Here is a 15,742-nt window from a genome sequence, read left to right on the forward strand (position 1 = left end):
ACTTGCAAATCTGGCGTCGCCGCGGTGACCTTGTCTGCCCACAAAGACCAACCTTGCTCATCGCGCTGCCAAACGACATCCGCATGGCCTTGTTTGATGTTCAGCGGCGCTTGAAACACCTCACCGTAAGGTAAGACATCGTCAAAAATACTCACTTGCGCGCGCGCTTGATGAAGATCGCCACTCACCGACGCCGTCAAGTAGTGCAGCCCCGGCAAGAGTTCCCATTGCGCCATTTTACCTTCGCTAAGATCGGCCGAGTAGGTCAGGCTCTGCCAATCTCCATATGCGGACACACGTAAGTCTTCCACTAAGCCGCCCACAGCCAGCGTCTCGATCATGTCGGTGGTGGCGGCGGAGTCTGGCGCCAACTTAATCAAAGGGGTTAGCGCTTGGATATCCAGCTGCGAGACATTGAGTTGCCAATGCTGCGGTTGCCAAGCAAAGGCGATATCGAGTTCTGGCCAAGGGGTATTGTCGGTTAAAAACTGAAGTGAGTGAGCATTCACTTGCCAGCCTTGCTCTTTCGGCTCAAGCTGCACGATACCAGATTCGATCAATAACTCGTGCTGCTGACCCTCTTGCCAAATAAGCTCTGACGACAGCAACTCAACAAAGGCATTCACGGGCTTGCTCTGTTCGAGCGTTAGCCAGCTATTAAAGCTCACTTGTCCTTTTTCAATCCCTGTTTCGTTTTTCAGGTATTTGGTCAACCAAGGGGTAATGCGCACATTATCGGCGGAAACATAAAACTCGCCGCTCACATCAACCAGTGAGCCATGATCGATAAAATCCGCTTTGACCTGCGCAGAGTTGAGGTTGCCGTGAACAAAGCTCACTTCTCCATCGGCCAAATGACGGCGACCTTGGTTGCGCCACTGCAAATGGCTGATGTCGAGCACACGCTCATTACCATCAATTCCGAGAAAGAGAATTTTGGAGTCGGTCAGCGAAAAGCTGTCTAGCTGCCTAAGCAGTAGCTGATCGAGCTGGGCGATGACGCTGCGCTGCTCACGCCCTGGATTGAGTTCTGGTTTCGATTCTGTCTGCGTCCACTCAATCGAACGCACATCGAGCGCCAACTGATAGACATTAAGATCAGCCACCACGGGCTGCCATTGCAGCAGCGATTGAATCAGGTCGATTTCTATCTCTACCCGATCGGCAACCACGTCAATTCCGCTGTTTTCTGCCACTTGTGCTTTGACGCCTTGCAACGAGAGTGAGGGGTGCGTGTTGCGCCAAAAACCATGAATGCCTTCAATTTCAAAGTCGAGCGCAGTGCCTTGGTTGACCCATTGCTGGATCTCAACTTGAAAGTGATCGAGCTGCGGCAAGGTGACGCGCAGCGCCGTGACAACAATGGCCAATAGGGCCAAGGTTGACACGACTAACCAAAGAAAGAATCTCGCAACGCGAGTTGCCGTTGTGCTCACAAATTGCCTTTACATCATCACGACATCGAACTGCTCTTGAATGTACAGCGGCTCGGCCTGGATTTTCACTTGCTTGCCAATAAACACTTCGAGCTCTGCCAGCGCATGCGACTCCTCGCCTTGCAGGGTCTCGGCCACCGCAGGTGAGGCATACACCACGAACTTGTCGGCGTCGTATGCACGATTTACTCGAGTGATCTCACGCAAGATCTCGTAGCACACCGTTTCCACGGTTTTGACGCTGCCACGGCCTTCACAGGTTGGGCACGTCGAGCACAGAATGTGTTCAATACTTTCACGCGTGCGTTTACGCGTCATCTCTACTAAGCCTAGCTGGGTAAAGCCATTGATGTTGGTTTTTACGCGATCTTTATTGAGCGCCGCTTCTAGGGAAGTGAGCACGCGTTTTTGGTGTTCATCTTGGCTCATGTCGATGAAGTCAATAATAATGATGCCACCAAGATTGCGCAGACGTAGCTGCCTTGCGATCGCCTGCGTCGCTTCAATATTGGTGTTAAAGATCGTCTCTTCGAGATTGCGACGCCCCACAAACGCGCCAGTGTTTATGTCGACCGTTGTCATCGCTTCGGTCTGATCAATAATCAGATAGCCACCGGATTTGAGTTCAACTTTTCGCTCTAACGATCGCTGGATCTCATTTTCCGTGTCATACATATCAAAGATCGGCTTATCGCCTTCATACAGCTCAAGCTTATCGGTTAGCTCAGGCACGTACTCGGAAGTGAACTCTTTGAGGTTTTCGTACTCAAGGCGTGAATCGACCATGATCTTAGTGATCTCTGTGCCGACAAAGTCACGCAAAATGCGCTGCGAGAGACCAAGCTCTCCATACAACGTAGAGCGCGTCTTATATTTGCTGCGACGCTCCATCACTTTGGACCACAAACGCTTGAGGAACGCGGCGTCTTGCGACAGTTCTTTTTCGTCCGCGCCTTCTGCGGCGGTGCGAATAATAAAGCCGCCGTTCTCATCACAGTAGTGAGCGACCACTTTCTTTAAACGCTCACGCTCTGACTCCGTCTCAATGCGCTGAGAGACGCCCACGTGGCTCGCCCCCGGCATAAAGACAAGGTACCGGGATGGCAAAGTAATATCGGTGGTGAGACGTGCCCCTTTGGTACCCAGCGGGTCTTTGACCACTTGCACCACAATATCTTGCCCTTGACGGACAAGCTCAGAGATATCGCGTACCTGAAACTGCTGTTTCTCATTTTCCGACACACATTCGGTGTGAGGAACAATATCTGACGCGTGAAGAAACGCGGCTTTTTCCAAGCCGATATCGACAAAAGCCGCCTGCATGCCGGGTAGCACACGGCTCACTTTGCCTTTATAGATGTTTCCAACAATCCCTCGTTTTGATTCACGTTCTACGTGGATTTCTTGAAGACTGCCGCCTTCAATCATCGCGACACGAATCTCACTTGGGGTGACATTGATCAGCAACTCTGCACTCATGGGCGCACCTCAAATCTAGTTATAAGAATTCTTTTAAGAGCTGGTCAGTTTCGAATAATGGAAGTCCTACGACAGCGTGATAACTGCCTTCAATACGAGTGACAAAACGTCCGCCAGTACCCTGAATACCATAACTGCCCGCTTTATCGCACGGTTCGCTAGTATGCCAATATTGTTCTATTTCTTGCTCTGACAATGGCTTAAACCATACGTTTGTTGTCACGACAACACTTTCACTTCGCTCGCGGCTCACTAGCGTGACTGCGGTCATCACTTGATGGGCTCGTCCTGACAACATGGATAACATCTGCTTGCAATGGGCAAGGTTTTCTGGCTTTTCCAGCACTTGCCCATCACACACCACAATGGTGTCGCTGCCTAACACGACGGCGTCTTCGCGCAGCGCAAGCCCTGCCAAGGCTTTATCTTTAGACAATCGAGTAACATAGTCCTGCGCTTGTTCCTCTGACCGTTGGGCTTCTTCCACATCGGTGACCAGCACCTCAAACTCTACCCCGAGCTGGTTCAGTAGCTCTTTTCTGCGTGGTGAGCCTGAGGCTAACACTAACGTGCGTTTAGCTGTGTTCATTTCACCTTCCAGCCCCTTGCTAACGGACATGCCAATGACGGCGAACTTTGCGCATCAATAGGAACATCCAAGGCCACAAGATGCAGTTGATCGCACCGCTCCACAGCGACATCGGATTAAACGTGACATCCTGCACTAGGTATTCACCACAGAAGATCAAGACATCCAGTCCCATCGACATCACGCCAACCAAAATCGCCTGCTGCCACAACGCCATATTACGAATGACTAGGAAGTTAAGCGCCACCACATAGATGATGATCGACATCATCATGCCGCGAATACCGAGCGTCGAACCAAGTAATAGATCCCACAATAAGCCCACCACCAACGCCGTACCGACGTTGACGCGATGTGGCAACGCCAACACCCAGTAGCAGGTGACAAGAAGCAACCAAGAAGGACGCAGCAGTTCTAGCACACCCGGCCAAGGAATGGTTTGCAGAGTCAGGGCGATCAAAAAGGAGACGCCAACCACCAACTTACCTTTAAGAAGACTATTGCTCATTGCTGGCCTCCTCACCGTCTGGTGGGGTCACCGCTTGTATTTTTTCCTGCCTTGAGTCGTTTGGCCAAATCAACAGTAGGTATCTGAGGCGCTCAAAATCAACCACAGGCTCTGCTTCAATTTGAGCAAATTCTCTTGCACTGTCACGATCAACACTGGCGACATGGGCCACTGGGTAGCCTTCTGGATAGATGCCGCCTAGACCGGACGTCACCAATAGATCATCTTCGCGAATATCTAGACTAATCGGGATATGATCGAGGTTAATTCTATCCATCTGACCATCGCCTGATGCGATAACACGAATATCATTGCGAATCACCTGCACCGGAATTGCGCTGAGACTGTCGATAAGGAGTAACACTCGGCTATTGTGCGCGGACACATACGTCACTTGACCGACAATACCTTTCTCATTCGCGACAGGTTGTCCAACATAGACACCATCAATTTGCCCCTTATCAATCACCACTTGATGGCGATAAGGAGAGGTGTCAACCGCCATGACTTCCGTGACCACTTTTCGCTCATCACGAACAAATGAGGAGCCGAGTAATTTACGTAAACGATGGTTTTCTTCTCGATACTGATCCAAAAGAAGAAGGTCGTTCTTTAGGCGCAGCACTTCGCGCTTAAGCACACGATTACTCTCCATGAAATCTTGGCGAACATTGAATCGCTCATACACACCATCGAACATCACTCTCGGCACATCCGCCAAATATTGGATAGGCGCGACCAAACTGTTCAAAAAATAGCGGAACTGTGCAAACGCACCTAAACGACTATCAGCCAGCATAAGGCTGGCTGATAAAATGACGGCAAAAAACAAGCGTAATTGAAGTGAAGGTCCTCGGCCAAATATCGGCTTCATTAACTCTGAGTTCCTAATCTAGGCATAACGCCTCGCCATTATTCTTCACTAAATAGATCGCCACCATGCATGTCGATCATTTCCAACGCCTTACCACCACCGCGTGCAACACAAGTCAGTGGATCTTCTGCGATCACAACTGGGATACCGGTTTCTTCTGTAAGAAGTCGGTCGAGATCTTTCAGCAGTGCACCACCGCCAGTCAATACCATGCCGTTTTCAGAGATGTCAGACGCGAGCTCTGGTGGACACTGCTCAAGCGCGACCATCACCGCCGAGACGATGCCCGTCAGCGGCTCTTGCAGCGCTTCAAGGATCTCATTGGAATTGAGGGTAAAGCTGCGCGGCACACCTTCGGCTAGATTGCGACCACGCACTTCAATCTCTTCAACTTCATCACCCGGGTACGCCGAGCCAATCTCGTGTTTGATCTTTTCCGCCGTCGCTTCACCAATCAAGCTGCCGTAATTACGACGGACGTAGTTGATGATCGCTTCATCAAATCGATCACCACCGATGCGCACTGACGATGAGTACACCACACCATTGAGCGAGATAACCGCGACTTCTGTCGTACCACCACCGATATCGACCACCATAGAACCGGTCGGCTCAGAGACACGCAGGCCAGCGCCGATTGCCGCTGCCATTGGCTCGTCAATCAAGTACACTTCACGCGCGCCCGCACCCAGTGCTGACTCACGAATCGCACGACGCTCAACTTGAGTTGATCCACAAGGCACACACACTAGAACACGTGGGCTTGGCTTAAGCACGCTGTTGTCGTGGACTTGTTTGATAAAGTGCTGCAGCATTTTTTCGGTCACGTAGAAATCGGCAATCACGCCATCTTTCATAGGACGAATTGCTGAGATGTTACCTGGAGTACGACCTAACATTTGTTTTGCTGCATGGCCGACCGCAGCCACGCTTTTACCCGCACGGTTACGATCTTGGCGAATCGCCACAACGGAAGGCTCGTCAAGAACAATGCCCTGTCCTTTAACGTAAATAAGAGTGTTGGCAGTACCTAAATCGATAGATAGGTCATTTGAAAATATGCCACGAAGTTTTTTGAACATATTCTTCGCTCGTCCTGAAAGAATTATAAGATAGAAAATTGCACTAAATGTACCAATGCCTTGCCACTACAGCAAGGCATTGACGTCTAAACATGGGCAGAAACCCGCAATTTCTAACAGATTCCTAACGAAAGTCGAAAAATCTCAGGCTCACTCATTCTTCTCGCTCCACCAGATAACCCGGTCATTGCCTCGGTACAAGCCAAACTGGACAATGCCAGAGGTTGTGGTTGAAAAGCTGCCGTCTAAATCGTCGTCGATTTGTAACCAAGGTAAGCCTTGAGCATCCATGTTGAAAGAGGTGGTTATTTTGCCCACATCATTGGAAAAAGGTTTACTAAAGGAGAGCCAAGTTAGACCTTCCTCGACAGAAGGCGAACCTGCCCCCGACGTTGATTCAAACTCAACCCCCACTTGGCCTGCGGCCGTAGGCTCACTCGTTATCACCGTATAATCGCTCGATGAAAAGTCAAAACGGTTTACCGCAACAAACGAGGTACACGAATCATCCGTGTTTCTCGTAAATTGATTGTTTTCAAAATACTGAAGCTCTAACTTCTGCTGCAATGACCTCAACTCAGAGCCGTAGGTATCGTGGATAACCAACTTACCCCAACGTAACCACATCTCACTATCAATATCCTCAAAAACATAGGTTTGGCATTCGCCTTCATCACTGGTTTTGTAGCAAACCCCATCACTGTCAGTGAGATCGGAAACATTTAGCTCTAAATCAAACATCGCCTGAAATGGCTCTACAGGCACAGATGGCTTTCCATATTCCAGTTCTTCATCAACCAACTCGACAAGATAACTAGTGTCATCCAATCGCTCGACGCTAGCACTACCTTTAAGGTCGATTGCTGACCCAATACCACTATGCTCATAAGAGCGGTTGTCCCATTGGCTGTTATAACGCCACCACTGAGGATCCAAATAGTTGGTTGTCAGGTCGCCATCCACGGAATTCGGATACATCCACAGCCCTGGAGCTGTGCTGTAAGAAAACGGCTGACCGAGATAGGTAAAGACATTACAGCCGGCCTGAAGCTCTGGTGTGGTCGCTGCAATAGAAAAATAGGCGGGGTAAAAGCGCCCGACATTCTCCGAAGTCGCGGCAGGAATTGGGTAGGCGTTGCTGCCATTGAAAACCTCAGGGGGTGTAACCGTGAATTGAAACACGCCAACTTCATCAACACTTTGCTTTACAGTATTAACGCCATTCTCTATCGGTTGATGATCGTAACTGGACTCCCCAAGGTTGCCGGGCACGCCGTCACTTGGCGCAATCACTTGGTGGCTGATGACCATATTGCTGTGTTGATAGTTGGGTGTGACCACATCCCCTTCACCAAAAGCAGTAACATTAAGCTCAAAACTTTGTCCAGCTTTGGCAAACAGGGCGCAGCTCACATCAGCAGCAACACACTGACCATTATCACCACTGTCATTGATAGCCTCGACCTGCAAATACTTGGGGAAGCTCACAAAACTATCACTGCCTGTCATCACAAGGCCAGCTTCATCGTCGACACCGGCGTAACGAGCATTCAACGCTACCATGCCAGCGTCTGGGTAGTTTAAAGGAATCTCCGCCTTACCTTGGCCGTCAAACGTAATGTCAATTGACGTAGCGCTGCTTTCATTGATGCCAATCGAGTTAAAGGTATCTGTCAGTGTGACAACGGGTTCCCCCACTATCTCGACCTTAATTGGAGCAAGATAATCACTCCAGAAATCAACCGTTTTGGTTTCATTTTCGAAACTCGGCACACACTGTTGGGCACTATTACTTTTCTCAACCGCTTGAATGAGTGCCACTACAGGCGCATTCGCAATCTTATCTGGCACTTCGACTAAAAAGCCACTGTCGACGAAGGTAAGGTCACAGTTGTTTTCACTCCAGCCATTTCCTTTATTACATAAGTTAGTCGAAAAGGGCTTTGCGGTCGGCGTTGATCCCGATACACCTAACGTCAAGGTACCCGGCTGATTTTTACGAATATCAAAAGTGGCAGAACCGCCTGAAAAGGTCACGACATTGCCACCTACCCATCCCCCACCGCCAGAGACACTATTAGGCGTTAGTGTCGCCGTCACCTGGCCGGTATACAACGAGCTACAATCGGTATCTAGACACGCTTGGATGGTGACGGATTCTGCGTTACACGTTAACTCTTCGCCGGTATGCGTGATTCTAAAGTGATCGATCTGCTCTTCGATCGGGCTCGATTTCAATGCGCAGACTTGGAAATTGTCAATCTCATGCACATTCGTCGATCCACCCGTCGAGCCAGTAATCGATAGCAAGAAATCTTCTGGGACTGAAGACTGATTGTATTGCGCGTCCAGAACATTAATTGGGCCAACAATAGTTTGCCAACTACCTGCCCCTATCTTGCGCGAGATTTCTACCTGTGACTCATTTTGCTGTCGAGAGTCCACCACAATCTTATAACGATGGGTAGACCCAGAGTCATTGCCATCCACCTTAGGATTCAAACACTCTCCATTAGTGTTAGTCTGGCCGTTGTTACACGCCCCCGCAAGGTAACGATAACCACTTTCTCCACTACCAGAACCACGCAGTGCTACAGACTGTCGGCGACGACCTGGGCCATTGCTGCCGCCTTCGTTCGAGAAATTCCCATACTCATCAATACCCAAACCAAGCCAGCCCCCAGCAAAACCGGGTTCATTGGGTTTATAACCATAACCAAGCGGGCCTCCGAACGCCCCTGCCTTTGGAGTTACCCCTGAGTCAGACAGCACCACCGCAATACCATCCGCGCCCGAACCGCCGTAGGCAAAGTGATCAAATTCAATTTCGACCAAGTTATCTTGGGCTGGGAAGAGACGCTGGTATGTCGAAGAAGTCGCTTGATTTCGAACCGCTTCAGTAAAGCGAAGTCGATTACTGATCACTTGAGGTTGAAATGTCCCTTTACTGGTGGATGTGACCCAAAGGTCAGACAATTGTCCCGAGCTAAAATCATCGGTAAAACACTGCAATACAACCGTGTCGTCACACAAATGCCTCTGTCTATAAAGCTGAGTGACTTGTTGATTTGTGAGCGCGCTATCAAACAGTTGAACCTCATCTATCGCACCGTCAAACGCTCGCCCTGCATAATTTTGATCTTGTCCAATCTGGAACGGATTGGCGTTTGTTCTCAAGGAGCGAGTTTGATTAGACGATGAACTTGCCGCAATTTCGCCATCAATAAAAATCGTCGCTTGTGAGTTCTGAGAGTTGTAACGCAACGTAATGAATGACCATGTATTCAACGGTAAGGCATTCGAACTGGTTAACGTTCTTGTACTGCCATTAGACTCTTGCCACCACCAAAACACTTTGCGCGTGCTATTTAGATGGACTTCGAAGTTGGTGTCTTTTGAGAAAATACTGTGCAATCCGCTACCGCTGGGTTGACTTGTCGGGTAAACCCAAGCCGAAGCCGTAAATTCATTGGAAAAATCGAGTAGGTTGTTGTCGGGTACCTCGATATATTGATTGTTGTCGTGGTTAAAGTAGCCGTAACCACAGGTCCCCATCTGATCGATGGCTGGCAGCGCTGGTGTCGAGGTGGCGGTCAGCGCACCATTAAGCGCTCGGCCATGAAGATTGTTTCCCGATACGTCTTTCACTTCGCCAGCACTTCCACTCCAACTACTTTCCTCAAGGTGATACCAAGCAATGGGGTCAGGAAGCGGCAACACCCCACACGCATTGGCGGGTATCGTTTGGTACAAGCAGGTGCCGTCAACCGTACTTCCTCCGTTTACTTCAACAGTGCCCCAGTTTGGGCGACCCGCGGTAACATTCCCCACAATGTCAGAGCCGTTGTTGAGTATCACCCGATTGTTGGTACTGGTGAGGTCACCATCAACAAATGAATTGTCCACGGTCACATTGCCGTTAGCACTGACATTACCAAACACTTCTGAGCTGTTGATCGTCACACTGTTGTTAGGCGTTGATATATCACCAACAACACTGGAATCGTTAATAGTGATATTGCCATTGGCACTAATATTACCAGTCACCTCCGCACCTGAAATGGATACACGGTTATTAGGCGTGGTGATGTCTCCCTCTATTCGTGAATTTGGCTGCACCGTAATATTACCGTTGGCATACACATCGCCCGCAATCTGACTGTTAGTAATGGTTACCGTATTATTTACAGAGCGTACCCCACCACCCAATACGCTATTTGTAATAACAACGTTGCCACCGGTGTCTACGCCGCCATTCATCTCCACTCCCGATAGAGACACTGTGGTGCTTTCTGCCGTAAAACCGCCAAAAAGTCGATTGTTGGCTCCTTGCCACTGAAAAGAGCCATAACTCGATTGCAAGCTGATTCCGTGCGTTTCGCTACCAATCGTATTGCTGCCAGAAAAGCTAAAGCCTCGATCTGCTTTCAATACTGCTTTCGAACTGGCGATGACGCTGTCGCCACTATTTAGTGTTACAGTGCCATTGCGGCATATATAGACAATACCTTGCGCGCCAGTGCTATATGTCCAGCTCTCAGAACAAGGAGGAAGCAAACGCTCATCTGCGTCTAGCGACAAAACATATTCTTGCGCATACAACGGGGCTGAAAGTAGCAGAGCCAATAAGATTGTCAGTCTAGCTATCACTACGCACTCCCACTTTTATTACCCGTTGCATCATCCAATCACCCACTTGGCATTGCCCCTTAGCTTCGAGTTGGTACACTTGAACAGCGTTATCCAATTGACCAACATACAGGCAACTGACCTTAGCATCACATTGCGCCAACCCTTCACCGATAAACGATAAGGTTTGAACCGTATTGGTATGACAACTCCCATCCGTTGTACTTTGATAAAAGCGACTGATTTCAATATCCGCCGCTGAGCGCGCAGCCATCTCAGCACGCGTGCCAATCACAGCAGCCACTAATTGGTCACTGTTTCTCTGTTGATTTTGGTTCGCAACAATAGCCACAAAGCTCACCAATACCACAATGATGAATACCACCAAAATAAGACCGCTACCTTGTTGTCTACGGCGTGTTGTAGATAAGCGCATCATGATCAAACCTGACTTCTTCTCCGTTGGCTGAAAAGGTCAACTCCATTTTCACTAAGCCATTTCTCTGTAACTTTGGGCTCTCAATCGCGAATGCTACGCTGGATACATTTTCTGCGACCTTTACGCCATAAGCATCGAGCAAAGCTGGCGTTAACGCTGCTCGGTCGATTGGATAGCCTTCATATCGATATAGCTCACTATTACGTTGGCAAAAAGCCACTGGTTGACGATAAAAATAGACACGTTTGGCAGGGCTAGAGGTCGTAAAACCGGTCGCTTGGGTCAAGCTGACATTTACCATTTGAATATCATTAGGTGCACTAAAATCCACATCTGATGCAACCTCGGCAATCTGGTTGAACCCCGAAATATCATCTCGCAGTTCTGCTGCATTCGTTGGGTAAACAACCAGACGTTCACCCGCTTGGATCGTTTTTTCAAGCGGTAACACACGAATCGACGATGAGGCCGCACTGGGGGAAGCAAGTTCCATATAAAGCCCACTATTAATAATAGGCAAAATTTCAATGCAACTGCCCTCGACGATGACACTGTTGGGTACCGACTCACGAATTTCGCGCCGCAACCGTTCGGTGACAAAGCGACCTTGTTGGACTAACGCTTCTCGAGTTGAAGTATCAGAATACAAAACCAATGATTGTCGGATAACTTCACCAAGAAACAATCCAACAATAGACAACAGAATGATTGAGATAACCATTTCGATCAGTGTGAAACCTTGCCAACGTCTCATCAGTAGTTGCCTCGCGTGGCAGCAAAGGGATAGCGGTTATTCTGGCGATCAAAAATGATGATCATCACACGCTTATAATGCGTAATGGTATCTTCGCTCTCTATCACTGACATCACACCCGCACTGTCTTGCTCATACATGACGTCTATCGATACACGATAGCCTCGATAACTCTCATCCAATTCAATATCCAGCACATCTTCAACCGGACCATTATAGCCTTTGAAATCATCCACATCGTTGTACTCTGACTTCAATGTTTCGCCGTCATCGGCTCCCAGTTCATTAGGTATTGTGCACTGTTCACCTTGAGCTGCAGTAATCGTACACTCTGGAAGTCCACCATTGGGACCTGAGTTTTCATCAAACTGCCGCCCAAGAATCTCATCGAGTACGGCTCGACCTAACTCCGCCGCTTTGACTGCAGCTATCTGATCTGTGCTCTGTTTGCCCCGAGAAAATAGCGCAGTCGTTACGCCGGTAATAGCGATAGCTGTGACCACTATCACGATGACCATTTCCACCAGCGTAAAACCGAGCGCTTTAGTCACACGCATAAATACCGCCTTGGGAATTGATGCAGATAGTGCGAGAAACGCCCGATGAAGATTGCATCGTCAACGTACAACTCGTGTTGGCGCACTGTTGCGGTTTACCTAAGCTATCGAAATCGATAAATGACGTGCCGGTATTCGTCGACAATGCCAAGGTGATGCCCTTTTCTCCAGCATTGACATAACTGCTGTCCTTTATTAGGGCAGTACTGCATAAGTCTTCTGTGTTGGGTAGCGATGCATCCCCTGCTTGCGCCCCATCCACCCGCCAACGGCTACAATAGCCATTCCGGTGCATGGCTCGAAGTTGAGTTAGACGCAATGACGCCAATAACTCACTTTGTACTAACTGCACGTCCACACTGTTTTTTCCGAAGTAACGACTCGACGCATACACTGAAACGATCGCGATCAAGATGATCACGACAACCAATTCAATAAGTGTGAATCCCGTATAACGTTGACGTTTCATAACGAAGTTGAGTCGAAGAGTGTTACGTTGAGTATAACGTAAAGCAAGGAATAGCTGTTGATTTTTAAGGAAAGATTGGGATGAAAAGGATGTAAGAAAAAAGGCCAGCTATGCTGGCCTAGGATACTAACAATTATCGTCTTGAAGATTAATGCTATAACCTGAAGATATAGTGCTCGGTTGAATATACTCAACGTAACAACCTGCTGTAGCAGTATATGTAGACGTATCTTGGCCTTTAAAAGTATAAGCAGCACCCGTAGTCCACGATGCTGAAATAGCATCCCAGTCAGAGTCTAGTCCTACAACTGCCTCATCAATACCGCCGTCTGAGGCTAATGGGTAACCAAAAATAGTTAGTATACCATCAACATCTACACCTGTAGTAAGACTACTAGTTTCAACACCATTAATTGCAGCTTTACCATATACGATACCTGCCGCACCATCCATTGCCCCTTTCAAACCTTGTAATGAAGCTTGACGCGCGTCACCCTGCAAATTCAAAAATCTTGGTGCTGCGGTAACCGCAAGAATACCTAGAATAACAATTACCACCACTAGTTCGATTAGGGTGAAACCGCCTTGTCTTTTCATAGTTAGATCTCTCTATAGTGAATATCCGCAGGATTACTGCAAAGTTACGGTCACACGACCAGTTTCAATCTCATACACAAACTCGTGCTCGCTACTGCCTTCTTGCTGAACATAGGTGCAAGTGGAGGCCGAGCTATCGGCTTGCGCAGAATACTTTATATTCGAGTCACTGCTTGCATCCGCTACAGTGCCAACTCGAGGAGGGTTTTGCAACAGGTTGTCCATCAAATCGATACAGGCTTGGTCGGTCAAGCTTGTTGGGTAGTCGACGTTGTTGCTGTTTAATGCTTGCGGGTAACCATCACGAAAACCGGTATCCGTACCATTGCTGGTTTTTGAGCGTGTTAGCCAAAATTCCACACCATCGTAGTTGACCGTATTGTAGGTTTCGGAGTTGATGCTCACTGACGGTCTAGCCTCCGCTTCCCACTGCGCGCGGGCAGATAATACGCCCGTGGCAAATCCACCAGCGACACCTTCAATACTGGCTTTTTTCGCTTCATCCGTCACGTCGAGAAAACGTGGTAGCGCGGCGACAGCCAGTAGGCCGACCACAACGATCACCACAACGAGCTCCACCAAAGAAAAACCAAACTGTTTGTTAGACATAGTTGCAACCCAGTAATTAGTACGCCGTATTATACGGATAAAACATAGATACGCTACGAAAGATGGCGATTATACCGACCTATCGCGCCAGAAAAACGACTTTAGTCAAAAACTTACCGTTTTTTAAGCTCATCACGATCGCTTGATCGGACGAGTAATCATAATGGCAAATATAACCGCGCAAATCAGATTCATCTGAAATATGCTGCGGAGTTTGCCGTAATACTCTCTCTTCAGGGTAGAGTGCGCGATACCAGTACGCGCAATCCACATCCCCTTGCTCGTTAAGGGGCAGTACCCACCCCTTAGCAGAAAAATGCACTTTACGCTGCTCAATCGTGAGCGACGTCGGTTGCTTGGCGAGCAGCCATTGCTGTCTGTAGTAACTGGCCCGCTCCACAATCCGCTTAGACGCGACGGCAAAAGCAGCTTCATCCGCTTGATATTCAACATCTTGCCACACCATACTGTACGTCATGATTAAGATGATCACCAACAGTAGCCATATCACCAGCCGTGCCCGCTCGATTACCATGACGCTATCCTTTGATTGCGTCCAACATGCCCCACATAGGCAAAAAGATCCCGAGCGCCAATATCAAGACCATACCAGCCACCACCACCAGCAAGAATGGCTCTATACGCGCGGTTAAGGTTTTTAAATCGTAGTCCACTTCTCGGTCATAAAAATCAGAGACTTCCATTAGCAAGGCATCAATGCGCCCCGTCTCTTCCCCCACCGACAGCATTTGAATCACCAATGGGGTAAAAATGCCACTATTAACGGCAGTGGACGAAACGGTACTGCCCGCTTCAATCGCCGCTTTCATCTCCATCAAACGATTTTCTAAATAGCGGTTATCCAGCGCCTCGGCGGATAACGCTAATGATTGGTTAAGCGGCACGCCCGCCTTGAGCATCAGAGCAAAGGTGCGGGAAAAACGCGACAGCAGCGCACGGTTGATAAGCTCTCCGACCACCGGCATCCTCAGGCGAAACTTATCCCATTTCTCACGTCCATTGTCCGTGCCTACCCAAGAGCGAAAGGCAAATAGCGCCGCGACAATCGCGGCAACCATCCAAGTCCAGTAGTTGACAAAAAAACTGGAGGTGGAGATCAAGATCTTGGTTGGTAGCGGCAAGTCGACGCCAAAACGGGCAAACATACTGGAGAACTGTGGGATCACTTTAACGTTGAGCACAAACATCGCCACAGTGATAAACAAAATCACAAAGGTCGGATAACGCATCGCCGTTTTGATACGTTTGCGGGTTTCCACCTCTTGCTCGTAGTAGTTCGCCAGTTGCAGCAGCGCTTGGTCGAGACGACCCGTGTTCTCACCCACCCCAATCATGGAGACAAACAGCGGGCTAAACACCTTAGGGTGCATTTTCATCGACGCAGACAAACTGCGACCGTTGGTCAACTCCTGAGTCACCTCTTCTAGCGCTTCGGTCAGCTGCTTGTGAGCACTGTTTTGCGTCAAGCCTTTCATTGAGCGCAGTAACGGCACCCCTGCTTTGGTCAGGCTGTACAACTGACGACAAAAAATCACCAACACTTCCAGCGGTACACTGGGAGTGAACAACGCTTTCAAATCGATGTTAAAGCCACTACTGCCGCCCCCTAACGATAGCTCGGTGGGGATGATGCCTTTGTTCATCAACTGCTCTGCGGCGGCGTCTTGTGTCGGCGCCTCAAGCACCCCCGACACCGATG

General features: G+C 48.9%; 15 protein-coding genes. All 15 read right to left on the bottom strand.

Going from position 1 to position 15,742, the window contains the following annotated elements; all coding sequences use genetic code 11:
• Positions 1-1,436: YhdP family protein (locus AC6R0S_RS09510; RefSeq protein WP_500637789.1), on the bottom strand; the 1,436-nt coding region annotated here is incomplete at its 3' end.
• A 9-nt stretch (positions 1,437-1,445) separates the two neighbouring features.
• Entirely contained in the window at positions 1,446-2,915 is a 1,470-nt protein-coding gene (gene rng, locus AC6R0S_RS09515) for a ribonuclease G (protein WP_500637790.1), read from the bottom strand.
• Positions 2,916-2,934: 19 nt separating this feature from the next.
• Positions 2,935-3,504: a Maf family protein gene (locus AC6R0S_RS09520; protein ID WP_500637791.1), complete on the bottom strand. Its 570-nt coding sequence runs from the start codon at positions 3,502-3,504 to the stop codon at positions 2,935-2,937.
• Positions 3,505-3,523: 19 nt separating this feature from the next.
• Positions 3,524-4,012 (bottom strand): rod shape-determining protein MreD, encoded by a 489-nt coding sequence (gene mreD / locus AC6R0S_RS09525; RefSeq protein ID WP_334555044.1) that lies wholly within the window; start codon positions 4,010-4,012, stop codon positions 3,524-3,526.
• The gene (gene mreC / locus AC6R0S_RS09530; RefSeq protein ID WP_500637792.1) at positions 4,002-4,886 is read right to left on the bottom strand and encodes a rod shape-determining protein MreC; all 885 of its coding nucleotides are present in this window, start codon (positions 4,884-4,886) and stop codon (positions 4,002-4,004) included. Before mreC ends, mreD begins: the two co-directional genes overlap by 11 nt.
• Before the next feature lie 38 nt (positions 4,887-4,924).
• Positions 4,925-5,968: a rod shape-determining protein gene (locus AC6R0S_RS09535; protein ID WP_334555042.1), complete on the bottom strand. Its 1,044-nt coding sequence runs from the start codon at positions 5,966-5,968 to the stop codon at positions 4,925-4,927.
• A 150-nt stretch (positions 5,969-6,118) separates the two neighbouring features.
• On the bottom strand, positions 6,119-10,549 hold the full coding sequence (locus tag AC6R0S_RS09540; RefSeq protein WP_500637793.1) for a DUF6701 domain-containing protein: 4,431 nt from the start codon (positions 10,547-10,549) through the stop codon (positions 6,119-6,121).
• A gap of 58 nt (positions 10,550-10,607) precedes the next feature.
• Positions 10,608-11,036 (bottom strand): MSHA biogenesis protein MshP, encoded by a 429-nt coding sequence (locus tag AC6R0S_RS09545; RefSeq protein ID WP_500637794.1) that lies wholly within the window; start codon positions 11,034-11,036, stop codon positions 10,608-10,610.
• A complete protein-coding gene (locus AC6R0S_RS09550; protein WP_500637795.1) occupies positions 11,008-11,790 on the bottom strand; it encodes a PilW family protein in 783 nt (260 codons plus the stop codon). The genes AC6R0S_RS09545 and AC6R0S_RS09550 overlap by 29 nt, the downstream gene beginning before the upstream one ends.
• Positions 11,790-12,347 (bottom strand): type IV pilus modification PilV family protein, encoded by a 558-nt coding sequence (locus AC6R0S_RS09555; protein ID WP_500637796.1) that lies wholly within the window; start codon positions 12,345-12,347, stop codon positions 11,790-11,792. Before AC6R0S_RS09555 ends, AC6R0S_RS09550 begins: the two co-directional genes overlap by 1 nt.
• Positions 12,334-12,816 (bottom strand): GspH/FimT family pseudopilin, encoded by a 483-nt coding sequence (locus AC6R0S_RS09560; RefSeq protein WP_500637797.1) that lies wholly within the window; start codon positions 12,814-12,816, stop codon positions 12,334-12,336. The genes AC6R0S_RS09555 and AC6R0S_RS09560 overlap by 14 nt, the downstream gene beginning before the upstream one ends.
• Positions 12,817-12,942: 126 nt before the next feature.
• A complete protein-coding gene (locus AC6R0S_RS09565) occupies positions 12,943-13,413 on the bottom strand; it encodes a prepilin-type N-terminal cleavage/methylation domain-containing protein (protein WP_334555036.1) in 471 nt (156 codons plus the stop codon).
• 33 nt (positions 13,414-13,446) lie between these two features.
• Positions 13,447-14,022 (bottom strand): prepilin-type N-terminal cleavage/methylation domain-containing protein, encoded by a 576-nt coding sequence (locus tag AC6R0S_RS09570; RefSeq protein ID WP_500633855.1) that lies wholly within the window; start codon positions 14,020-14,022, stop codon positions 13,447-13,449.
• 79 nt (positions 14,023-14,101) lie between these two features.
• Positions 14,102-14,557, bottom strand: a complete 456-nt coding sequence (locus AC6R0S_RS09575) for an MSHA biogenesis protein MshF (protein WP_500637798.1) — start codon at positions 14,555-14,557, stop codon at positions 14,102-14,104.
• 4 nt (positions 14,558-14,561) lie between these two features.
• A complete protein-coding gene (locus tag AC6R0S_RS09580) occupies positions 14,562-15,737 on the bottom strand; it encodes a type II secretion system F family protein (protein ID WP_500637799.1) in 1,176 nt (391 codons plus the stop codon).
• Between the last annotated feature and the right edge of the window lie 5 nt (positions 15,738-15,742).

Source organism: Vibrio sp. R15-SG3-ISO1B, assembly GCF_059833835.1.

Coding starts and splice junctions, on each gene's coding strand:
- rng (WP_500637790.1), bottom strand. CDS start 2,915: ATGAGTGCAGAGTTGCTGATCAATGTCACCCCAAGTGAGATTCGTGTC.
- AC6R0S_RS09520 (WP_500637791.1), bottom strand. CDS start 3,504: ATGAACACAGCTAAACGCACGTTAGTGTTAGCCTCAGGCTCACCACGC.
- mreD (WP_334555044.1), bottom strand. CDS start 4,012: ATGAGCAATAGTCTTCTTAAAGGTAAGTTGGTGGTTGGCGTCTCCTTT.
- mreC (WP_500637792.1), bottom strand. CDS start 4,886: ATGAAGCCGATATTTGGCCGAGGACCTTCACTTCAATTACGCTTGTTT.
- AC6R0S_RS09535 (WP_334555042.1), bottom strand. CDS start 5,968: ATGTTCAAAAAACTTCGTGGCATATTTTCAAATGACCTATCTATCGAT.
- AC6R0S_RS09545 (WP_500637794.1), bottom strand. CDS start 11,036: ATGATGCGCTTATCTACAACACGCCGTAGACAACAAGGTAGCGGTCTT.
- AC6R0S_RS09550 (WP_500637795.1), bottom strand. CDS start 11,790: ATGAGACGTTGGCAAGGTTTCACACTGATCGAAATGGTTATCTCAATC.
- AC6R0S_RS09555 (WP_500637796.1), bottom strand. CDS start 12,347: ATGCGTGTGACTAAAGCGCTCGGTTTTACGCTGGTGGAAATGGTCATC.
- AC6R0S_RS09560 (WP_500637797.1), bottom strand. CDS start 12,816: ATGAAACGTCAACGTTATACGGGATTCACACTTATTGAATTGGTTGTC.
- AC6R0S_RS09565 (WP_334555036.1), bottom strand. CDS start 13,413: ATGAAAAGACAAGGCGGTTTCACCCTAATCGAACTAGTGGTGGTAATT.
- AC6R0S_RS09570 (WP_500633855.1), bottom strand. CDS start 14,022: ATGTCTAACAAACAGTTTGGTTTTTCTTTGGTGGAGCTCGTTGTGGTG.
- AC6R0S_RS09575 (WP_500637798.1), bottom strand. CDS start 14,557: ATGGTAATCGAGCGGGCACGGCTGGTGATATGGCTACTGTTGGTGATC.